Below are 18,997 nucleotides of genomic sequence, written 5' to 3'. Positions count from 1 at the left end.
TGTGGCCGGCGTTCCGGATACAGGACAGATTAGCAGATGACCTCAAGCCCGCAAAAGGTTGCTCTCGTCACCGGAGCCGCGCGCGGCATCGGCCTTGCGACGGCCAGGAAATTCCTCGCAGAGGACTGGCGCGTGGCGCTGCTCGACATCGAGGGCGAGTTGTTGGCACACGCCGTCGCCGCGATCGACCGGCGCGACGCGACGTTGGCACTGACTTGCGACATCTCCGATAGCGCCGCGGTCGCAGTCGCGATGAAGGCGGTCGAACAGCGCTTCGGCCGGCTCGATGCGCTCGTCAACAATGCCGGGATTGCGGTGTTCGCGCCGCTGATGGAGACGTCGGACAAGGATTGGAGCCGCGTGCTCGAGGTCAACCTCACCGGACCCTTCATCAGCACCAAGGCCGCAGTGCCGCTGATGCGCGAGGCCGGCGGCGGCGCTATCGTCAACATCACCTCGATCTCGGCGGTGCGTGCCTCGACGCTGCGTTCTGCCTACGGAACCAGCAAGGCAGGGCTGGCGCATCTGACCAAGCAACTCGCGGTCGAACTCGCGGCGCTCAACATCCGCGTCAACGCCGTTGCGCCCGGACCGGTCGACACCGCAATGGCCAAAGAGGTGCACACGCCGGAAATCCGCGCCGACTATCACGATGCCATCCCGCTCAACCGCTATGGTCTGGAAGAGGAACTCGCGGAGGCGATCTTTTTCCTTTGTTCCGATCGATCGAGCTACATCACCGGCCAAATTTTGGCCGTTGATGGCGGCTTCGATGCAGCGGGGATCGGCCTGCCGACACTGCGCGGACAGCGGAGGAATGGGTAGGTCTTTGTAGCTCTGTCGGGTGGGCAAAGCGGGTCGCGGCTGCATTGGTGGGCACGGCGCTGGCGCGCCTTCGCCCACCCTGCGAAATTACGTGTGTGGAGAGTGCTATGCGATGCGTTGCATTCGTCAGGGCCGTAACGGTTGCGACTGCGCTGCTCGCCTCTGCATCCGCGTCCGCCGAAATCCGCATCATCCAGTCTCCGGGCGGACAGGTCGGGCCATTCCTCGAACTGTTCGAGCGGGTGCGCGAGTCCGGCGAGCGCGTGGTGATCGACGGGCCCTGCCTCTCCGCCTGCACGCTGGTGCTGAGTCTGGTGCCCGGCGAGCGCATCTGCGTCACCAAACGCGCGGTGCTCGGCTTCCACGCCGCCCGCTCGGTCGACCAGCGCGGCCGCTTCTATGCCGAGCCGGAAGCCTCCCAGGCGGTACTTCAGGCCTATCCGGCGCCGGTGCGCGACTGGATCCGAAGTCGCGGCGGACTGACGTCGCGGCTGTTACTGCTGAGGGGCCGCGATCTCGCCGCCATCTATCCAAGGTGCCGGTAGCAATTGCTGTTGAGCAACCGGCGACAATAGGTGTGCCCTCTCCCCTTGCGGGAGAGGGCAGCTCAGTTGGCAGACACGATCTCGCTTGGGTGAGGGGTCTGGCTCCGCGCGTGAACTTCTCAAAATCCAATCGCCGATACAACCCCTCATCCGGCGCTTCGCGCCACCTTCTCCCGGATTGCAGCGTTCGTGAGGCGACCGTCCCCTTACATCCCTTCCGCCGGGCAGTTCACCATCCAGGGGATGCCGAACTGGTCGACGCACATGCCAAAGCCCTTGGCCCAGAAGGTCTTGCTGAAGGGCATCGTGACGGTGCCGCCATCGGCGAGTGCGTTGAACTTGCGTTCGGCATCGGCCACGTCAGTGATCGTCAGCGAGATCGAGAAGCCCTGCGGCTTCTGCGAATGCTCCGGCGGAGCGTCGGAGGCCATCAGGACGCTGCCATCGGGAAACGATATGCGCGCATGCATGATGGTCTTTTCGCGGCCGGGTGCCGCCGGCATCTCAGGCGGGGCGTCGGAGGCACGCAACATCGCCTCGACCTTTCCACCGAGCACGCGCGCATAATAGTTGAACGCGGCTTCGCATTTGTCCTGGTAGAACAGGTATGGATTGAGCATGGTTCTCTCCTTGACGTAAGGTTTCTACTTCTCGGTGAGCTTCTTCAGATTGGCGAGACCGGTCTCGAAATCCTTGCCGATCATGTTGTCCATGTTGATGAACACCTGCATCAGCTTGGAGATGAACGGGGCCGGACCGTACATCGCCCATGTGACCAGTGTTGCACCGCCTTGCGGCACAAACGTGAACTCGGCGATGTTGTGACCTTCGAACGGACGCTCAAAATCGAGCTTGATGCGAAGTTTCGACGGCGTGCTCGCCTCGAGAATTTCCATGCGTCCGGCGCCGATGTCCTTGTTCCCGTCCCAGGCATAAGTCGCGCCCTTGCCCTGCGTGGTGCCGCCGAAGGTACGCTTCATGCCGGGATCGCGCCCCTCGTAAGGCGACCAGCTCGTCCAGCGCTGGAAATCGGCAATGAGGGGATAGATGGCATCGGCCGGCGCCTTGACGGAGAGCGTGCGTTCCACGCGAAACATGTCCGGCTTGGTAGCGGCGAAGACGAGAATGCCGGCGATGCCGGCGGCAAGCACAATGGCGACAATGGCAACAGCTTTCAGCATGACGGGCTCCCTTCAATTGGCCTAAGGACGAAGGAGGCACCGCCGGATCGACAAGACCGGAAGAATTTTTTTGGCACACGGCCCCCACGTCATGGCCGGGCTCGTCCCGGCCATCCACGTACCTGGGCGCGAAGAAAGGACGTGGATGCCCGGACATCGCGAAGACGCGCTTCGCGCTTTTACCCGGGCATGACGCTCCGGAGAGCGTCTCGTTCTACTTCGCCTTCGCGCCTTCCTTGGACTCCTTCGGCCGGCTGTCCCTGATCAGGCGATCGAGATGCATGCGGATGTGAGCGGCCTCGGCCGAGGTGTTGGCGAGCGCGATAGCGCGGTCGAAGGCGACGCGGGCTTCCTCGTTGCGGCCGAGCTGCATCAGGAAGGCGCCGCGCACGCCGTAGAAGTGGAAATAGTTGGCAAGCTTCGGCGCGAGCGGTTCGATCAGCGCGAGCGCCGCTTCCGCACCGCGCACCTTGGAGACCGCGACCGCGCGGTTGAGCGTCACCACCGGAGAGGGCTGCACCAGCTCGAGCGCGCCATAGAGCAGGTCGATCTGCGCCCAATCGGTTTCTTCGGGGGTCGCCGCACGGGCGTGCAGCGCCGCGATCGCCGCCTGGATCTGATAGGGGCCGCTCCTGCGATGGCGCATCGCCTTGTCGATCAGCGCGAGCCCCTCGGCGATCATGGTGCCGTTCCACAGCGAGCGGTCCTGATCCTCGAGCAGGATCAGCGAGCCGTCGGCTGCAAAACGCGCCGCGCTGCGCGCGTGCTGCAACAGCAAAAGCGCGGCGAGCCCCATGATTTCCGGTTCGGCTGGAAACAACCGCAACAGCAGTCGCGCCAGCCGGATCGCCTCCTCGCATAGCGGCTTGCGAATTTCGGCAGTGTCGCCGCTCGCCGAATAACCCTCGTTGAAGATCAGGTAGATCATCGCGGCAACGGCCGCGAGACGCTCCCCGCGCTCGATTGCGCCGGGCGCCTCGAACGGCACACCGGCATCGGCGATCTTCGCCTTGGCGCGGGTGATGCGCTGCTCCATCGCCGCTTCCGAAACCAGGAAGGCGCGCGCGATCTGCTTTACCGTGAGGCCGGAGACGATGCGCAGCGCGAGTGCGATCTGCTGCGTCGCCGGCAGATCCGGATGGCAGCAGATGAACATCAGCCGCAAAATGTCATCGCGATAATGCGAGCCGTCGAGCCGCTCGGCGAGCTTTCCCTCGGCATCGTCGAGATCGGAGATCGCCTGGTCGTCCTCGGGCAGCGGCTCCTGCTTGCGCGCACGCCGCACCTCGTCGATCGCGACATTGCGGCCGACCATGATCAGCCAGGCGGCGGGATCTCGCGGCGGTCCGTTCTGCGGCCAGGTCTTCAGTGCGCGCAGGCAGGCGTTCTGGAACGCTTCCTCCGCAGTATCGAGGTCGCGGAAATAGCGCAGCAGCGCGCCCACCGCCTGGGGCCGCGCCGAGGTCAGCGCAGTCTCGATCCAGGCGGCGTCGGTCTCGCTCACGTCAAATTCCCTCCCGGCCTGAACACGCCGACGGGACGCACCTCATAGGCGCCGCCGGGATTGGCCGCGCCGAGATCGCGCGCGACGTCGAGCGCGTCGTCGAGATTCTGGCAATCGACGATGTAGAAGCCGAGCAATTGCTCCTTGGTCTCGGCATAGGGACCATCGAGCACCAGCGGCGGGTCTTCTTTCCGCAGCGTCGCGGCCGCCGTGGTGGGCAGAAGCCGCGCAACAGGACCGAGCCGGCCCTGCTTGGTGAGCTTGTCCTGTACCACGGCGAGCTTTTTCATCACGGCTTCGTCCTGCTCCTTGCTCCAGGAGCCGACAAAATCCTCATCGTGGTAGCAAAGGATGGCATAGAGCATGGGCACGTCCTGTTTTCTCTTATTGAAGACGACGCACTATGCCCTGCCCCGACACCGCTTGCGGAAATTTTTGTAGGAAATGTCCGCGCGTTCGTGCCAAGGAGGGCCCTGAATGGGGAACTCGATAGGACATCACGAATGACTAAAGGCGCGCTGGCACTCCTGATCAACAGCAAGCAGCAGAACTGGCTGCCGGAACGCTGGAAAGCGCGTTTTGAAGCCGTCTGCGGCGACCGAAGCGTGGTGCTGCTGCCCGATCCAGACCTCGACCCGGCCGAAGTGCACTATGCCGCGGTGTGGAAGCCGGTTCCGGGCGATCTCAAGGCTTTCCCGAACCTGCGCGCGATCTTCAATCTCGGCGCCGGCGTCGATGCGCTGATGGCGGACAAGAGCCTGCCGGATGTGCCGCTGGTCCGTGTTGCCGTGCCCGATCTCACCGGTCGCATGACCGAGTATGTCGTGCTTCACGTGCTGATGCACCATCGGCAGGAGCTGTACCTGCGCCAGTCACAGCGCGACAAGGTCTGGGAGCCCAAATACCAATGGCCGGCGAGCGCGGTCACGGTTGGCATCATGGGGCTCGGCACGCTGGGGGCAGACGCCGCCGACGTGCTGCGCCGGCTCGGCTTCCGCGTGGTGGGCTGGAGCCGCAGTCCGCGAAGTGTCGATGGCGTGGAGGCGTTTCACGGCGCAGGCCAGATGGACGCGTTCCTGCGCGCGACCGACATTCTGGTCTGCCTGTTGCCGTTGACGCCGCAGACGCACGGCATCCTCAACCGCGAGGTTTTTACGAGGCTCAACCGCAACAGTCCGCTCGGCGCGCCGGTCTTGATCAATGCCGGCCGCGGCGGCTTGCAGAACGAGGACGACATCCTCGCCTGCCTTGACGACGGCACGCTCGGTGCCGCCTCGCTCGACGTGTTCGTCGAGGAGCCGCTGCCGACGGCGAGCCGCCTCTGGAGCCATTCGAAGGTGGTCGTGACGCCGCACAATGCGGCCGACACCGATGCCGATGCCATCTCGGCCTATGTCGCGGAGCAGATCGCACGCTTCGAGGCCGGCGCCGCACTGGAGAATGTGGTGGATCGGGCGCGCGGGTATTGAGGGCAGCCACATATTCGCTGTCGTCCCGGACAAGCGTCAGCGCAGACGCAGGGACGACAGCTTGAGGATCTGGCGCATGGATATCGAGCCGGTATTCGCCTTAGCGGCGAGCGCCGAAAGCCAGCGGCGAGGCGCCGGGTGGCAGCGGCGAATTGATGTCGCTGTCGACCAGCCCGGATGACTGCTGGGTGAAGCTCGCGCCGAACGACAGGCTGAGATTCGACGTCGGGCGGAATTCGATCCCGGCACTTGCGCGATAGCCGCCCGGTAGCGTCGGCGAGGTGGAGTCGAAGGGCGAGATCGGACCACCGGTCCCGAGATTATATTTCAATGTGTCGAAGCCGGTGTAGAGCGTAACGGGTGCATTCGCGAAGTTATAGCCGAACTTCACGCCGTCGGACGACAGCGAGCCGTAATTGCCGAACGCCCTCGCCTGGTCGAAGCCATTCATGCTCCACGCAGTGCTGTCGCGTGAGCTGCTGAGAAACCAGCCTTTCGGGAACTTGGACTGCGGATCGCCCGTATCGAAAGCCGGATTGTCGCCCCAGCCCATCAGCCAGCCCGAGTTCATGTAGGGCACAGGGGCAGCCTGGGCATGGGCCGCTCGCCCGCCCGCACAGAGCGCCACCAGGATCAATGCGAGGGCCGAACCGCGTGCGAAAATGAACATCCGTGGGACCTTCAGATATCCTGAAAGTATACGCGCCGGATGACCGGAACGCCAGAACCGCCGCGGGCTTGGTCAGAGATCGACGACGATATAGGTATCTTCGACCGTCACGGGATATCGTTCGGCCACGTAGGGGCCCATCACGAGATCGCCGCCCGCCTCGCGCGTGACCTCGAAGCTTCGCAGCTTGGTACGGCGCGGATCGCACCAGGATTGGCCGGTCGCCATATCGAACTCCCAGCCGTGCCAGGGGCAGCGCAGAAATTCGCCACGACGCTCCAGGCGGTAGTCGCCGGGGCCGGAAGACTGGCTGAGGCCGGTCACCACGCCCGAGCAGATCGCAGCTCCACCATGCGGACAGCGGTTGAGCAGCGCGTGCAGGCGCCCCTCGACATTGAACACGCCGATCTCGCGCCCGTCGATGACGACGACCTTGCGCGCGCCGGGCGGCAATTCGGTCGCGGGGCAGACCACATGGCGGCTCATGCGAGGCGATACAATGCCATCGCATTGTCCCTGAAGATCTTGCGGCGCTGCTCTTCTGTCATCGGGAATTTGAACGCGAAAGACGGATTGTCATAGTCCCAGTGCGGATAGTCCGACGAATAGAGCAGCCGGTCCCAACCGATCCAGTCGATGATCTCGACGATGTGGCGCGACTGCGCCGGCTCTTCGATCGGCTGCGTCGTCCACCAGATGTGTTCGCGCAGATATTCCGAGGGACGCCGCTTGAGATGCGCGACCTCCTTGCGGAATTTCTCGAAGTGTTTGTCCATGCGCCAGGCCAGCGCCGGCGCCCAGCCGAAGCCGCCCTCGACCAGTACCACCTTCAGTTTCGGGAAACGCTCGAACACGCCCTCGATGATCAGGCTGCTGGCCAGCGCTTCCATGCAAGCCACGAAGACGTAGTGCTCCTGCAGATAGAACGTCGGCCAGCCGGAGCCAGTCGAAGGATGGCCGCCATTGTAGCCGACCGGATGCAGGCCGATCGGCAGGCCAGCTCGCTCTGCCGCCTCATAGATCGGCCAATAGCGTCGATGGCCCAGCGGATCCGATGGCCGCGACGACAGCATGATCTGCACGTAGCGCCGATCGCCGGCGCAGCGTTCGATCTCGGCGACGGCGGCCTCGGGAAATTCCTGCGGCACGACGATGCCGGCGCGAAGGCGCGGCTCCTCGCGCACCCAGCGATCGATCTGCCAGTCATTGGTGGCGCGCGACAGCGCCGCTGCAAGACCGGGATTGCGCTCCTCCATGCCGCCCTTGCTGAGCGCCATCAACAGGCCGAACTCGACATTCACGGGATCCAGATGCTGCTTGCGAAGGAGATCGAGGTCGGATCCCGCAGGGCCGCCGCCTTCGGGAAGCGAATCGGCGCGCATGCCGGCGGCCATCATGCGCGGATACATCAGGCCGTTCGGCAGCGCCTGCCGCACATGCACGCCATGGCTCTGGTAGTGCTCGCGCCAACGCGGCTCGAGATAGGGCAAGAGCTCGGCCGGTGTACGGTGCGCCGGATGGATGTCGCAATCGACGATCGCAAGCGTCTGGCGAGACTTCTGTTCGATGAAAGGTGCGTTCATCCGACGTCCTCCTTCGTCTGTTCGGCGGCGAGTGCAGTCGCGGCCTGCGCCAGACGGGGATAGGTCTCAAGGGCATTCTCTACGAGGATTTTCATGAGCGAGTGCGCCGGCAACCCGTCCGGCAGCACGTCGTCGCCGTCGAACTGCCAGTGCGGATAGTCGGTGGAGAACAGCAACACCTGATCGGTACCGATGCGGTCGATGGTTTGCGCAACCGCCGCCGCGTCGGGCGCATCGAACGGCTGGATGGTGAAGCGTAGATGCTCGCGGATGATCTCCGACGGCCAGCGGTCGACCCAGGGCACTTCCGGTCGCGCGCCGCGCCAGGTCTTGTCCGTGCGCCACACCGTCATCGGCAGCCAGCTCACGCCGGACTCTAGCATCACGACCTTGAGCCGCGGAAAGCGGCGGAATACGCCCTCGGCAACGAGGCTGATGGTCTGGTTGGCGAAAGCCTGGGCCTGCGCCACGTAATCCTCGAACTGGTAGGACGGCCAGCCCACGATCGTCGGCGCGTAGCGGTAGGTGCTGCCGGCATGCACGGCAATGACGAGCCCATGCCGCTCAGCCGCCTCGTAGAGCGGGAAGAACTCGCGGCGCCCGAGAAGCTTCTCGCCCATCACGGGCAACAGCACCTGCACGAAGCGCTGATCCGGCGCAAGACGCTCGATCTCGGCGACGGCCTGCGCCGGATCCTGCGGGGTCACCAGGATCGAGCCACGCAGCCGCGGTTCGCGATCGAGCCATTCGGCGCGGAGCCAGTCGTTCACCGCGCGGCAGATTGCCGCCGCCAGATCATCATTATGGAGCGCGATCGCGCCGTGGATCACATTGGCGATCCCGAAGCCGAGATCGAAGGCGTCGAGAACATGGGCGCGCAGCGTATCGAGATCGCTTCGCCCGGCCTGCGGCGCGCGCCAGTCAGCCCGTGCGCTGATCGGGGCGTTCGGCGGATAGCTCATCATGGCGAACTGCATGCGGTCGATCGCGCGGTTGGTGATCTGATCGCGCCAGTAGTCGTCCAGATAAGGCAGCAACTGCGCCATGCTCGGCATCGGCGGATGCAGGTCGCAATCGATCGCCCCTGCGAACGGTATTCTCATCTTCGGCCTCCGTTGCTGCGCGCGAATGCGGCTAGGCTGTTGCCGTCTGGTCAATCTTGCGCGCCGCTGCAGTGTGCTTGCGTTGCGATATCCCCAGCACCAGCACGCAAGCCGCCACCACCAGCGGCGGTAGCGCGGCGAGCAGGAACAGGCTCGAGAACGGCAGGTGCTGTGCGATCAGGATCCCGGCAACCAGCGGTCCGCTGATCGAGCCGATCTTGGCGACCGACAACGCCCAGCCGACGGCCGTCGTGCGGTTGGCGCTGGAATAGAACTGGCCGACCGAGCTGTTCAGGCCCTGGTGACCGCCCACCACGAAGAAGCCGACACACGCCATGGTCGCAAGGTAGGTGCTGTCGCCAAGACCGGCCCAGCCGAGCGAAGCGACCAGTGGTGAGGCAATCAGCGGCACGATCGCAATGGCGATGACACCGAAACGATCGAGCACGCGGCCGATGGTGAGGCCCCCAATCGCGCCGCCCAGGCTGAACACAGTCAAGCCCATGGCGGCTTGCGCGGGCGTATGCCCGGACGCCTCCGCTAGGATCGGCGTCCAGCTATTGAGGAAGAACATCGTGATCGAGCTTGCGATGTAGGCCACCCACAGGAACGGCGTGATGATCGCAAGCCGGCCGTCGAACAGTGTCGCGAGTTTCGACAGGAGACCCGTGTCGGCCGTACCGGGCGCAGCTTCATCACGAAGGATGAAGCGCGTCGTTACCTGCGCCTGAAGCGCGGGCTCGATCCGGTTCAGGATGCGGGCGATTTCCGCGGGCTCGCGATTGCGCACCACGAGGAACTTGATCGATTCCGGAAGCGCGAAATAGCAAAGCGCTGCACCCAGGAGAGGCAGCACGCCGCCGATCCAGAACACGATGGTCCAGCCGAACTGCGGCACGAGACCGGCTGCGATGAAGCCACCGATGCTGCTGCCCGCGACATAGCCGACCATGATGATCGCGACCGCCGTGCCGCGGTACCGGCTCGGCGCATATTCGAGGTTCAGCGCGTAGCACAGCGGCGACAATCCACCGATGCCGATACCGGCGAGGAAGCGAAGCACGATGAGGCTGGTAATGTCGCTGGCCCACACCGTCGCGAGAGTGAAGCCGCCGAACACCAGCATCGACGCCACGATCGAGAGCCGCCGGCCGATGCGATCGCCGAGCGATCCGAACACGAGGCCGCCGACGAGGATGCCGAAAATGCCGGCGCTGAAGACGACGCCGAGCGCGGCCCGTTCGATGCCCCAGGTGCGGATGATGGACGGCGCGGCGAAGGCCATCGCCTGAAGATCGTAACCGTCCAGGAACATGATCGTCGTCGACAGGATCAGGACGGTGAGGACCAGGCCGTTGCGGCGCTGGCGCTCGATGACGTCGGTGACATCGATGACGTCGGGTGCGCTCATTGCTCGTTCCTCCGCGCTGCCGTTTCGCTGTTTTGGTGACGGCTTATCGCGCTCGGGAGCCTATTTCCTTCGAGAACGATGGAGAATAAGCTATTTCGTGCGATGATCTTTTCCGGATTGGATTAAATGGCCGATAGCCTTTTGAATATGAAGGCGTTTCTGGCGACCGCGCGGGCCGGCAGCTTCTCCGAAGCGGGCCGACAGCTCGGGGTCGCGCCATCCGTCATCACCAAGCGGGTCGGCCAACTGGAATGGTCGCTAAAGGCCACGCTGCTGCGGCGGAGCACGCGGCGCCTGGCGCTCACCGAGGTCGGCGAACGCTACCTCGACGTCATCCGCCAGATTGTCCGCGAATACGACGAGATGGCCAAGGGAATCATGCGCTCCCCGAACGAGCTCGAGGGCCAGTTGCGGATCAAGGCGCCGGCATCACCAATGGTCATCGACCTCGCCCAGTTGCTGTCGTCGTTTCAGATCAAGTATCCGCGCGTGACGCTCGATGCGGTGCTGGTGGACCGCACAGTCAATCCGGTCGAGGAAGGCTTCGACATCGTGCTCACCATGATGCCGTCATCCTTCGATGGCGTGCTCGAGGAACCCTTGCACGTCTTCGAACGCGTGCTTTGTGCTGCGCCTTCCTATTTGGCACGGCGCGGCCATCCCCGGCACGCCCGCGATCTCGTCAATCATGATTGCATCGTGTTTTCGCCGATCGGGCCGGCCTGGACCTTCGAAGGCCGCAACGGCGTGACGACAGTTGCGGTTCGGCCCCACCTCGTGACCAACAACGGCGCGCTGGTGATCGACAGCCTGTGCGCGGGCAGCGGAATTGCGATCGTTTCACGCACCGCGGCGGCGGAACGGCTCAAGTCCGGCGCGCTCATCGAGTTGCTCCCACAACTCCAGGTCCCTGATCTCTGGCTCAAGGCACTGGTCCCGGCAACGCGTTCCAATCTCGCGCGTGTGCAGACGCTGCTGGGCTCCATTCGCGATGCCTTCCGGGACGTTGCGATATCGGTGTCGGCACCCGCCCGGGACGCGGGGTAGCCGCGCTCTCGCGGTTATCCGGGCGAAGAGTTAGCCTTTCACCCCCACCATCACATCGATCGCACCTTTCACGATCGCATCGAGCTCCTTGCGCGGGACGCGGGCACGGGAACGGATGGCGATGGAGTGGATGGTGGCCGAGGCGAGTTGCGCCAGCACGGCTGGGTCGGCACTGTCGGGCAACTCGCCCTTCTCCTTGGCGCGGCGGAAGCAATTGGCAAAGGCCTTGTCGAGCTCCGATAGGCCGTCCAGCACCATGGCGCGGATCTCGGGATCCCCGACGGCTTCGGATGCCGCGGTCACCACCGTGAAGCAGCCGCGCGGACCGGTCTCACCGGAGAGATAAATGGCAAGCGCGGAGGCGAAGATGCGCTCCAGCCGTTCGCGCAGCGGCAGATCCGCACGAAAGATCTCCACCATCGATGCCCGCGCCTGCTCACGGTAACGCTGGTAACTCTTGATGTAGAGCTCGCGCTTGTCGCCGAAGGCGCCGTAGAGGCTCGGCCGGTTCATGCCGGTAGCCTCACTGAGATCGTCGAGCGAGGTCGCCGCAAAGCCCTGCGTGCGAAACAGGTCGAGCGCCTTGCCGAGCGCCACATCAGGCTGGTAGGTGCGCGGCCGGCCGCGGCGCTTCGGCGGCTCGGGTGCAGCCACAGGCGGACCTTTTGATTTTTGTACCATCTCGTAAAATAATCCTTGACCGCCTCCATATTATGCGGAACAGTACAAAAATCAATCCGGCCGGGTTGCGAACGCAAGGTCAAGGACACCACGCCCAAGGAGGCACCCCATGGATCTCTATTTCTCGCCGCTCGCCTGCTCGATGGCGACCCGCGTCGCGCTGTATGAAGCCGGCGCCGAGGCGAACTATCTCGAAGTCGATTCACCGACCAAGACCGTGCTGAAGGACGGCTCCGACTTCCGCGCCGTCAATCCGATCGGCCTGGTGCCGACACTGCGCACCGACGAGGGCGTGGTGCTGACGGAGAACGCGGCGATCCTGCAATATGTCGCCGACCGCTTTCCGCAGTCCGGCCTCGGCACCGCGTCCGGCATCGATCGCACGCGGCTGCATCAATGGCTCTGCTTCATCGGCACCGAGCTCCACAAGGGGCTGTTCATCCCCGTGCTCGATCGCAAGTCGCCGCACGAAAGCAAGGCCTACGCGCTGGAGAAGAACCTGTCGCGACTCGATTATGTCGAGAACCACCTGAAGGGCCGTGAGTTCCTGCTCGACCACTTCACCGTCGCCGACGCCTATCTCGTCACGGTGATCAACTGGACCATGGCGACGCCGCCGATCGAGCTGGCGAAATGGCCGAATCTGAAGGCCTATTACGAGCGCCTCAAGCAGCGCCCGTCGATCGCAAAGGCGATCGCGGAAGAGTTCGAACTGTACAAGGCTGAGCAGGCGCGGCGGAAGGCCGCGGCGTAAGTCGCATCGATCAACATGTCGTCCCGGCCACGGCCGGGACGATCACGTACCGCGGGAAAAATACCGCTGCGCGCGAAGGAAGGCGATGCTGGTCTCGATGCTACGCAGCGGATCGGCAGACACATCCTGCTCGACGAAGGCATGTTGCACGCCGCTTGCGGACATCGCCGCGAGTATTCTCGCGAAGTCAATCGTGCCTTGACCGAGCTCGGTGGTGGACCCGTCCTTCGCCATGTCCTTGAGATGAACCAGGCGAAATCGCGATGGATGGGCCCTCAGCAGATCGGCGGCATCGCGGCCTCCTTTGGTCGCCCAGTAGACGTCGAGCTCAAGCTTGACAACACGCTCGTCGGTGCGGCTGAGCAGAGTGTCGTAGGGCTGGATGCCGCCGGCGAGCTCTCGAAACTCCACATCATGATTGTGGTACGCGAGCGTCAGTGCGGAACGTGCCGCGAGCTCGCCGATCCTGTTCAGATCGTCGCAGATCCGCCTCCAGTCGTCGATCGTCTGTCGCAGCGGTGGATCCAGCCACGGACAGACAACGAACCGGCTGCCGAGCGAATGGGCGATATCGAACGATGATCCGGCCTTGTCCCGCAGCTCGATGTAGTCGAGGTGCAGCGACGGGACGGCGAGACCGAGGCTGCGCAGCAGCTCGCTCGTGCGTCTCACGTCGGGGCCGAGAATGCCGGCGAACTCCACCTCGCGATAGCCGAGGCGGGCAACCTTGCGAAGAGTCCCTTCGAAGTCGCTCTTCAGGAGGTCGCGGACCGTATAGAGTTGAAGGCCGATCTCGCGCGCCTGCCCGCCGAATACCGGGTTCGCACCAATGACCGCCGCGGCAGCGAGACATCGGAGAATGTCACGTCTGCCGAACGGCGGGTTGCCGAGGCCGCGACGCACGGCTATTTCGGCGCCTCGAGAACGATGCCATAGCGACGATAGATGCGGTCGATCGTGCCGTCGCCTCGCAAGCGTTCGACCGCCCCATCGATCGCGTCGCGCAACGCATCGTCCGGACGAACCATGCCGACGGCGACGTTCCAGTTCAAGTCGGCCACGCTCTCGTCGCGAGCAAGGATCCGGAGCGGCTTCTGCGGATGCGTAAGGTTGAAATAGCTCGCCGCCGTCGGCGTGACCGCGGCAGCGTCGAGCTCATTGTTCGACAGCGCGTCGAGGCTGTCGTTCTCGAAGCCGAAGGTCGACGTCGGCACGCGCCGCTGGCCGATGATCATGGCTGCGACCGAGCCGACCTGCACGCCGACCTTGGTGTGCTCGTTCAGGCTTTCGAACGAGGTGAGCGGACTCGAGGACGGCACCGCCAGCGCGACACCGGTGCGGTAATAGGGCTTCGAGATACGCAGTCGGGTTTCGCCTTGCGCCTCACGGTCGGCGATGACGTCGAGAAGCACATCGCAGGCAGCGCTGCGCATCTGATACTGCGTGATGATCCAGTCGAGCCTCAGCGAGACGCCCAGCTCGCGCGCCAGCGCCTGTCCCAGCTCGATCTGAAATCCCGGAGGATCGCCGGCCTTGCTCGCGAAGGGAAGCGAGTTGGGGTGGGCGCACAGCCCGAGCTCGCCGGAGGAACGGATCGCCTCCAGGGTTCGCGCCTGGGCCGGCGCAGAAATCGCAACGGCGGCACCGATCATGAGCGAGAGGATCACCTTCATTCCGAAAGCCTCGTGTTCTCGGTTCAAGTTTTGATTTCCCCGCCTCACCCCTCGTGCGGCTTCAATTGCCGGATATACTTGATGATCTCATCGATCTGCGCGTCGCTGAAAGTCTCGCCGAACGCAGGCATCGCGCCGGACTTGCCATGCTTGATGCGGTTGCGAAGAAAATCGTCGTCACGAGTCGTATTCATGAGCTGCGGCCCCTTGCCGGCCGCGCGCCCCCCGTCGGAATGACACCAGCCACAGGTCGTTGCGAACAGTTGCCTGACATCGAATTCCTCGTTGCCCGGCGCCGCGGGAGCCTGTTGCGCGGATGCGGGCACAGCACAAGCGAAGGACGTGGACAGTACCGCCGTCCACAGCACCGGCAAATTCAATCGCATGGAGCAGAACTCCATTCTTACGTTCCATCTACCTCTGCCCGTTCCAACGCACAGGGAGCGGGCTTGTGCCCGCTCCCTGCCCAATCGTCCGAAAAGGCCTATTTCAGGCTGTAAACGATGAGCGCGCCATCATCACGCGGCATGCTCTTGTAAACGCCGCCGAACGTCGGCGCATAATCATCGGACGCCATGCCGCCAAAGCCCGCAGTCACCGCGATATACTGCTTGCCGCCGGCGGAGTAGCTGATGATTCCGCCCTGATGGCCGGTACCGTCAGAGTGATTCCAGAGCTCGGTCCCGCTTTCGGCATCGTAGGCATGAATGGTACCGCGCGAGTCGGGTACGAACACCAGATTGCCGCCGGTCGACAGGACGCTCGCGAGCGGCGGCTCGGGGAAGCGGACCTCCCACTTCTTGGCGCCAGTCACCGGGTCGCGCGCATCGAGGTGACCATAAATCTCCCCGCCTGGAGGAGGCGCAATCTTGAAATCGGCCCCGATGTTGAGCTGTACTTGTGGGGCAACGACCGGTGTCGTCTTCATGACCTCAAGGGTCATGCACCATTCCTGGCCGAGCTTGTAGTAGAGGCCCGTCTTCGGATTGTAGGAGCCAGAATTGAAACTGACACCGCCGGAGATGTGCGGACACAGCGGCTCCTCGACCTTTCCCGCCGTAAAGTCACGCCGGCCGATCAGTTCGCCGGTCTTTGGGTCGATGCTCTTGACGAAATTGCTGTTCTCGGTAATCCGCCAGACGTTCTTCAAACCGAGACTGCGATCGTAGACGAAGATGTAGCCGCTCTTGTTCGGATGCACCACAAGCTTCTGACCGTCGCGATCGAGCATGACGAATTCACCGACGGCGCTGTCAAAGTCCCAACCGTCGTGCGGCAGCTCCTGATGATAGAATTTCAGCTTGCCGCTATCGAGATCGAGGCCGATCACCGAGCTCGTATAGAGATTGTCGCCGGGCCGCGCGCCCTGCGTCTTGAAGTCGGCGCCCGACCAGTCGTAAAGCGGGGCCGGATTGGCGGTGCCCCACAGGACGGTGTTGGTCTCGGAGTCGTAGGTGCCCGGCATCCAGCCGCCACCCCCGCCGGTACGCCATGAATCATTTCCCCACGTCTTCATGGCTTCATCGGTGCCGGCAACCGTCAGGAATTCCCATTTCTTTTTGCCTGTGGTGGCATCGACGGCGAAGATCGGGCCGCGGCCCGGCCACTCTCCACCTTGCGCGCCGATGATCACGGTGCCCTTCGCATAGAGTGGCGCACCGGTGAAGCCAACCGTCAGCTTCTGCGAGTCGATCAGCTTGGTTTCCCAGAGAACCTTGCCGGTCTTCGCATCCAGCCCGAACAGGCGGCCGTCCATCGTGCCGACAAAGACCTTGCCTTCGCCAATTGCTACGCCGCGATTGTAAGGAGAATGGGTTTGCCTACTGATGAGCGCCTCATCGAGCTCAGGAAAGAAGTTCCAGATCACCTCGCCGGTCGCGCCGTTCAGCGCAAACACCCTGCTGTAGGAACCCGAGTAATAGAGTACGCCATCGGCCACGAGTGGCATGGATTGCAGGCCACGCGTCGACCGTCCGGGAATGTGGATCCAGGCAACGCCCAGATTGCCGACATTGCTCGCATTGATCTGCGCGAGCGGGCTGTAGTGATAGGATTTATAGGAGCCATGATAGGTCAGCCAGTCGTTCTGGCCGCCGGCGTCGATGCGCGCAGTGTCCACGGTTTGAGCCAGGGCCGACGACACGGTGAGTGTCGCACCAACGACAAGAGGCAGACCAGAATAGCACCACCACGTCTTCATGTGCAGTTCCTCCCACTTGTGTGTTTCTTGACTTACGTCTTGCGAACGTCCCTGCGACGGACGCTTGCAGCCCGTTTCGGTGTCGGTTTGTCTCCTTATGAATCGGCGACAGCTTTCCTCTCTCTCGGCGCCCATCGCCCAAGGAGGTCGGTCTGTTTGACTGGCTGCTGTTGCTCCCGCTCGCGGGCATAGAGTACGCCGGATCGCAAAGAGTGCAATCATGGAAATGCGCGCCGGAGGCGAATGCGGAACGTCAGTTGCGCTGACTATTTCAGCGATGCCGTACGCTCCGTGTGCAGAGCCCGAACCCTGCGCGTGCTCACAGCAGGAAGGCGAGCGCAGCTTCGCAGCGCTCTTCGACCTTCAGCGTCAACAGATCGTCGGCGCGGGTGCGACCGAGGTTGACGGCGGCAATCGGAATGTTCTTGCGCGCCGCCATCTGCACGAAGCGAAAACCGGAATAGACCATCAGCGATGAGCCGACGATCAGCATGGCGTCGGCATGCTCCAGATGTTCTTGCGCGGATGCAACGACCTCGCGCGGCACGCTCTCGCCGAAGAACACGACGTCGGGCTTGAGGACGCCGCTGCAGGATTGGCACGCCGGCACGTTGAACGTCGAAAAATCCTCCTCGAGATCGGCGTCACCATCAGGCGCATCCGCCGCATCGAATGCGAGCCAGGCACCATTCGCGCGGCCGAGCGAGCGCTGGAATTCGTCGCGCGGTGTCTTCTCGCCACAGCCCATGCAGCGCACGAGATCGAGCCGGCCGTGCAGATCGATCACCTGCCGGTGGCCCGCCGACTGATGCAGCCGATCGACGTTCTGGGTCAGCAGCATCTCGCACCGCCCTTTCGCCTCGAGGCGAGCCAGCGCGTGATGCGCATCGTTCGGCACGGCCTGGCCGAACCGCCGCCAGCCAATCAGGCTGCGCGCCCAGTATCGCTGCCGCGTGCGCGCATCACCCATGAAGGCCTGGTAGTTGACCGGCTGGGTCCGCTTCCAGTTGCCCTGACTGTCGCGATAATCGGGAATGCCGGAATTGGTGCTGCAGCCTGCCCCGGTCAGAATGAAGAGACGCCGATGCCGGCCGATAAAATCTTCGAGCGGACGTTTTGCCGTGCCTGAGTCTAACATGGCGCAAGATGTAGTGCGGGACGCCGGGTTTTGCCAGATCACTGCCGTTCCGGCAGCTCGTATCCGGCGATCAGCTTCACGAGCTCGCTCTGTCGCGCGGTCCCGGTCTTGCGGAAGACATTATGGAGATGGGTCTTGACCGTGGCCTGCGTCAGCCCGAGCGTCTCGGCCAGGGCCTTCACGCCGCTCACCTTCAAGACGGCATCCAGCACGCGGACCTCGCTGGCCGTGAGCTCGTAGAGCCTTGCGAGTGCTTCCAGCGGCGGCGGACTTGCAGGCGAAATCTTGCGGACGAAGATCGCGGCGACGGCCGAATGCAGCGCGCCGGTGCGTTGCCTGTCGCCCGAGGTCAGCGGCAGCACGTTGGCAAACCAGCGGCCTTGGGAGGTCGAGATGGAAATCAGCCCGGCGCCGTCAGCGCCGGCATTGCCGGCCTCGGCGGCTGCGAGCGCCTCGCGCAGGGCGCGCTGCGCCTCCGGCGCGACCGCCGTCAAGGCGCCCATCCGCTCGGCGAGCAGCGCGCCCTCGTCGAGCATGGCGCGTCCGGGACCGTTGGCGAAGGCCAGGCGTCCGCTCGGGCCGACCAGGAAAACGCCGGCCGTAACGTTGTCGAGCGTTTGCGTCAGAACCGCCTGCGCGGCCCTGCTCTGGTCGAACAGCCGCCCGATTGCGACGGCGCGCTGCAAATGCGGCACGATCAGCGCAAGGCGCCGGCGATTCTCCGCATCGACGAGACCGTCCTGTTGGTGCATCCGCACGGCGATGATGGATGAACTGGTCGCGGTCTTTTCCAGATTGGCCGCGACCAGATCGATGAGGCCCTGCGGCTTCATCCACTCGTCGTAGAACACCGTTTCCACCATTTCCTCGAACGGTACGAGATCGGTCGATCCGTAGACGAGACCAGGCTCATAAAAGGTCGCGGCCGGGAAGCACGGATTCAACGCAAGATACTTCTCGAAATAGAGCCTGGTGTAGTGCGGCTCGTCGTTGAAATTATGCAGCACCGCAGATTGCTCGGTTGTTGCATCGTGCCAGAACAAGTTTCCGGAGGAGCCACCGACGAACGAGCAAGTCTGTTCGAGAGCACGTGGCCACAGGGCGGGATCGAGCGCGGCGTCATAAACGAGGCCGATCAGCTCCGAAAGCAAAGCGGATTCGGACGTCAAGGCCGGCTCTTCATCATTGCAAGCAACATGTGGGGCATTGGCGC

Annotated in this window: 21 protein-coding genes; 5 read left to right on the top strand and 16 right to left on the bottom strand. The window is 63.8% G+C overall.

Annotation, left to right across the window (positions count from 1 at the left end):
* Positions 1 to 36: 36 nt before the first annotated feature.
* Both ACV1FX_RS15025 and ACV1FX_RS15020 read left to right on the top strand, forming a co-directional pair.
* Positions 37 to 825 (top strand): SDR family NAD(P)-dependent oxidoreductase, encoded by a 789-nt coding sequence (locus ACV1FX_RS15025; RefSeq protein ID WP_473118334.1) that lies wholly within the window; start codon positions 37 to 39, stop codon positions 823 to 825.
* Between the two features lie 107 nt (positions 826 to 932).
* Complete coding sequence (locus ACV1FX_RS15020; protein WP_473118333.1) at positions 933 to 1,370, top strand: hypothetical protein; 438 nt, start codon at positions 933 to 935, stop codon at positions 1,368 to 1,370.
* 206 nt (positions 1,371 to 1,576) lie between these two features.
* Here ACV1FX_RS15020 and ACV1FX_RS15015 read toward each other — a convergent pair whose 3' ends face one another.
* The 4 genes from ACV1FX_RS15015 to ACV1FX_RS15000 form a co-directional block, all read right to left on the bottom strand.
* On the bottom strand, positions 1,577 to 1,990 hold the full coding sequence (locus ACV1FX_RS15015) for a VOC family protein (protein ID WP_473118332.1): 414 nt from the start codon (positions 1,988 to 1,990) through the stop codon (positions 1,577 to 1,579).
* Between the two features lie 24 nt (positions 1,991 to 2,014).
* Positions 2,015 to 2,551: an SRPBCC family protein gene (locus ACV1FX_RS15010; RefSeq protein WP_473118331.1), complete on the bottom strand. Its 537-nt coding sequence runs from the start codon at positions 2,549 to 2,551 to the stop codon at positions 2,015 to 2,017.
* Between the two features lie 214 nt (positions 2,552 to 2,765).
* Positions 2,766 to 4,055: an RNA polymerase sigma factor gene (locus tag ACV1FX_RS15005; protein WP_473118330.1), complete on the bottom strand. Its 1,290-nt coding sequence runs from the start codon at positions 4,053 to 4,055 to the stop codon at positions 2,766 to 2,768.
* Positions 4,052 to 4,420: a YciI family protein gene (locus tag ACV1FX_RS15000; protein WP_473118329.1), complete on the bottom strand. Its 369-nt coding sequence runs from the start codon at positions 4,418 to 4,420 to the stop codon at positions 4,052 to 4,054. Before ACV1FX_RS15000 ends, ACV1FX_RS15005 begins: the two co-directional genes overlap by 4 nt.
* A 138-nt stretch (positions 4,421 to 4,558) precedes the next feature.
* Here ACV1FX_RS15000 and ACV1FX_RS14995 point away from each other — a divergent pair, with 138 nt between their 5' ends.
* Complete coding sequence (locus ACV1FX_RS14995) at positions 4,559 to 5,524, top strand: 2-hydroxyacid dehydrogenase (RefSeq protein ID WP_473118328.1); 966 nt, start codon at positions 4,559 to 4,561, stop codon at positions 5,522 to 5,524.
* A 100-nt stretch (positions 5,525 to 5,624) separates the two neighbouring features.
* Here ACV1FX_RS14995 and ACV1FX_RS14990 read toward each other — a convergent pair whose 3' ends face one another.
* The 5 genes from ACV1FX_RS14990 to ACV1FX_RS14970 form a co-directional block, all read right to left on the bottom strand.
* Positions 5,625 to 6,194 (bottom strand): hypothetical protein, encoded by a 570-nt coding sequence (locus ACV1FX_RS14990; RefSeq protein WP_473118327.1) that lies wholly within the window; start codon positions 6,192 to 6,194, stop codon positions 5,625 to 5,627.
* 72 nt (positions 6,195 to 6,266) lie between these two features.
* The gene (locus tag ACV1FX_RS14985) at positions 6,267 to 6,680 is read right to left on the bottom strand and encodes a Rieske (2Fe-2S) protein (protein WP_473118326.1); all 414 of its coding nucleotides are present in this window, start codon (positions 6,678 to 6,680) and stop codon (positions 6,267 to 6,269) included.
* Positions 6,677 to 7,777 (bottom strand): amidohydrolase family protein, encoded by a 1,101-nt coding sequence (locus ACV1FX_RS14980; protein ID WP_473118325.1) that lies wholly within the window; start codon positions 7,775 to 7,777, stop codon positions 6,677 to 6,679. The genes ACV1FX_RS14985 and ACV1FX_RS14980 overlap by 4 nt, the downstream gene beginning before the upstream one ends.
* Positions 7,774 to 8,880, bottom strand: coding sequence for an amidohydrolase family protein (locus ACV1FX_RS14975; RefSeq protein ID WP_473118324.1), 1,107 nt, complete (start codon positions 8,878 to 8,880; stop codon positions 7,774 to 7,776). Before ACV1FX_RS14975 ends, ACV1FX_RS14980 begins: the two co-directional genes overlap by 4 nt.
* A gap of 31 nt (positions 8,881 to 8,911) precedes the next feature.
* On the bottom strand, positions 8,912 to 10,291 hold the full coding sequence (locus tag ACV1FX_RS14970) for an MFS transporter (RefSeq protein ID WP_473118323.1): 1,380 nt from the start codon (positions 10,289 to 10,291) through the stop codon (positions 8,912 to 8,914).
* Between the two features lie 126 nt (positions 10,292 to 10,417).
* Between ACV1FX_RS14970 and ACV1FX_RS14965 the strand changes: the two genes are divergently transcribed.
* Complete coding sequence (locus ACV1FX_RS14965; RefSeq protein ID WP_473118322.1) at positions 10,418 to 11,338, top strand: LysR family transcriptional regulator; 921 nt, start codon at positions 10,418 to 10,420, stop codon at positions 11,336 to 11,338.
* 30 nt (positions 11,339 to 11,368) lie between these two features.
* Here the strand turns inward: ACV1FX_RS14965 and ACV1FX_RS14960 are convergent, their stop codons facing one another.
* Entirely contained in the window at positions 11,369 to 12,019 is a 651-nt protein-coding gene (locus ACV1FX_RS14960) for a TetR/AcrR family transcriptional regulator (RefSeq protein WP_473118321.1), read from the bottom strand.
* A gap of 109 nt (positions 12,020 to 12,128) precedes the next feature.
* Between ACV1FX_RS14960 and ACV1FX_RS14955 the strand changes: the two genes are divergently transcribed.
* Positions 12,129 to 12,773, top strand: a complete 645-nt coding sequence (locus tag ACV1FX_RS14955) for a glutathione binding-like protein (RefSeq protein WP_473118320.1) — start codon at positions 12,129 to 12,131, stop codon at positions 12,771 to 12,773.
* 42 nt (positions 12,774 to 12,815) lie between these two features.
* Here ACV1FX_RS14955 and ACV1FX_RS14950 read toward each other — a convergent pair whose 3' ends face one another.
* The 6 genes from ACV1FX_RS14950 to ACV1FX_RS14925 all read right to left on the bottom strand — a co-directional run bounded on the left by ACV1FX_RS14950 (position 12,816) and on the right by ACV1FX_RS14925 (position 18,953).
* A complete protein-coding gene (locus tag ACV1FX_RS14950; RefSeq protein ID WP_473118319.1) occupies positions 12,816 to 13,676 on the bottom strand; it encodes a sugar phosphate isomerase/epimerase family protein in 861 nt (286 codons plus the stop codon).
* Positions 13,677 to 13,678: 2 nt separating this feature from the next.
* Positions 13,679 to 14,446, bottom strand: coding sequence for a substrate-binding periplasmic protein (locus ACV1FX_RS14945; protein ID WP_473118453.1), 768 nt, complete (start codon positions 14,444 to 14,446; stop codon positions 13,679 to 13,681).
* A gap of 44 nt (positions 14,447 to 14,490) precedes the next feature.
* Positions 14,491 to 14,832 (bottom strand): c-type cytochrome, encoded by a 342-nt coding sequence (locus tag ACV1FX_RS14940; RefSeq protein ID WP_473118318.1) that lies wholly within the window; start codon positions 14,830 to 14,832, stop codon positions 14,491 to 14,493.
* A 98-nt stretch (positions 14,833 to 14,930) separates the two neighbouring features.
* The gene (locus ACV1FX_RS14935; RefSeq protein WP_473118317.1) at positions 14,931 to 16,646 is read right to left on the bottom strand and encodes an outer membrane protein assembly factor BamB family protein; all 1,716 of its coding nucleotides are present in this window, start codon (positions 16,644 to 16,646) and stop codon (positions 14,931 to 14,933) included.
* A 319-nt stretch (positions 16,647 to 16,965) separates the two neighbouring features.
* On the bottom strand, positions 16,966 to 17,784 hold the full coding sequence (locus ACV1FX_RS14930; RefSeq protein ID WP_473118316.1) for an NAD-dependent protein deacetylase: 819 nt from the start codon (positions 17,782 to 17,784) through the stop codon (positions 16,966 to 16,968).
* Between the two features lie 38 nt (positions 17,785 to 17,822).
* Positions 17,823 to 18,953: a helix-turn-helix transcriptional regulator gene (locus ACV1FX_RS14925; protein ID WP_473118315.1), complete on the bottom strand. Its 1,131-nt coding sequence runs from the start codon at positions 18,951 to 18,953 to the stop codon at positions 17,823 to 17,825.
* Positions 18,954 to 18,997: the final 44 nt, after the last annotated feature.

The sequence above is a fragment of the Bradyrhizobium ingae genome (assembly GCF_055791185.1).
Note: the sequence above shows the minus strand (reverse complement) of the source record. Positions and strands in the feature narration are given on the sequence as shown.

What these genes read in the sequence shown, in the direction of transcription:
- ACV1FX_RS14955 (WP_473118320.1), top strand. Translation starts at nt 12,129, where the DNA reads ATGGATCTCTATTTCTCGCCGCTCGCCTGCTCGATGGCGACCCGCGTC.
- ACV1FX_RS14960 (WP_473118321.1), bottom strand. Translation starts at nt 12,019, where the DNA reads ATGGTACAAAAATCAAAAGGTCCGCCTGTGGCTGCACCCGAGCCGCCG.
- ACV1FX_RS15020 (WP_473118333.1), top strand. Translation starts at nt 933, where the DNA reads ATGCGATGCGTTGCATTCGTCAGGGCCGTAACGGTTGCGACTGCGCTG.
- ACV1FX_RS14945 (WP_473118453.1), bottom strand. Translation starts at nt 14,446, where the DNA reads ATGAAGGTGATCCTCTCGCTCATGATCGGTGCCGCCGTTGCGATTTCT.
- ACV1FX_RS14970 (WP_473118323.1), bottom strand. Translation starts at nt 10,291, where the DNA reads ATGAGCGCACCCGACGTCATCGATGTCACCGACGTCATCGAGCGCCAG.
- ACV1FX_RS14935 (WP_473118317.1), bottom strand. Translation starts at nt 16,646, where the DNA reads ATGAAGACGTGGTGGTGCTATTCTGGTCTGCCTCTTGTCGTTGGTGCG.
- ACV1FX_RS14940 (WP_473118318.1), bottom strand. Translation starts at nt 14,832, where the DNA reads ATGCGATTGAATTTGCCGGTGCTGTGGACGGCGGTACTGTCCACGTCC.
- ACV1FX_RS14980 (WP_473118325.1), bottom strand. Translation starts at nt 7,777, where the DNA reads ATGAACGCACCTTTCATCGAACAGAAGTCTCGCCAGACGCTTGCGATC.
- ACV1FX_RS14990 (WP_473118327.1), bottom strand. Translation starts at nt 6,194, where the DNA reads ATGTTCATTTTCGCACGCGGTTCGGCCCTCGCATTGATCCTGGTGGCG.
- ACV1FX_RS15015 (WP_473118332.1), bottom strand. Translation starts at nt 1,990, where the DNA reads ATGCTCAATCCATACCTGTTCTACCAGGACAAATGCGAAGCCGCGTTC.
- ACV1FX_RS14995 (WP_473118328.1), top strand. Translation starts at nt 4,559, where the DNA reads ATGACTAAAGGCGCGCTGGCACTCCTGATCAACAGCAAGCAGCAGAAC.
- ACV1FX_RS15010 (WP_473118331.1), bottom strand. Translation starts at nt 2,551, where the DNA reads ATGCTGAAAGCTGTTGCCATTGTCGCCATTGTGCTTGCCGCCGGCATC.
- ACV1FX_RS15000 (WP_473118329.1), bottom strand. Translation starts at nt 4,420, where the DNA reads ATGCTCTATGCCATCCTTTGCTACCACGATGAGGATTTTGTCGGCTCC.
- ACV1FX_RS15025 (WP_473118334.1), top strand. Translation starts at nt 37, where the DNA reads ATGACCTCAAGCCCGCAAAAGGTTGCTCTCGTCACCGGAGCCGCGCGC.
- ACV1FX_RS14975 (WP_473118324.1), bottom strand. Translation starts at nt 8,880, where the DNA reads ATGAGAATACCGTTCGCAGGGGCGATCGATTGCGACCTGCATCCGCCG.
- ACV1FX_RS14985 (WP_473118326.1), bottom strand. Translation starts at nt 6,680, where the DNA reads ATGAGCCGCCATGTGGTCTGCCCCGCGACCGAATTGCCGCCCGGCGCG.
- ACV1FX_RS14930 (WP_473118316.1), bottom strand. Translation starts at nt 17,784, where the DNA reads ATGTTAGACTCAGGCACGGCAAAACGTCCGCTCGAAGATTTTATCGGC.
- ACV1FX_RS14965 (WP_473118322.1), top strand. Translation starts at nt 10,418, where the DNA reads ATGGCCGATAGCCTTTTGAATATGAAGGCGTTTCTGGCGACCGCGCGG.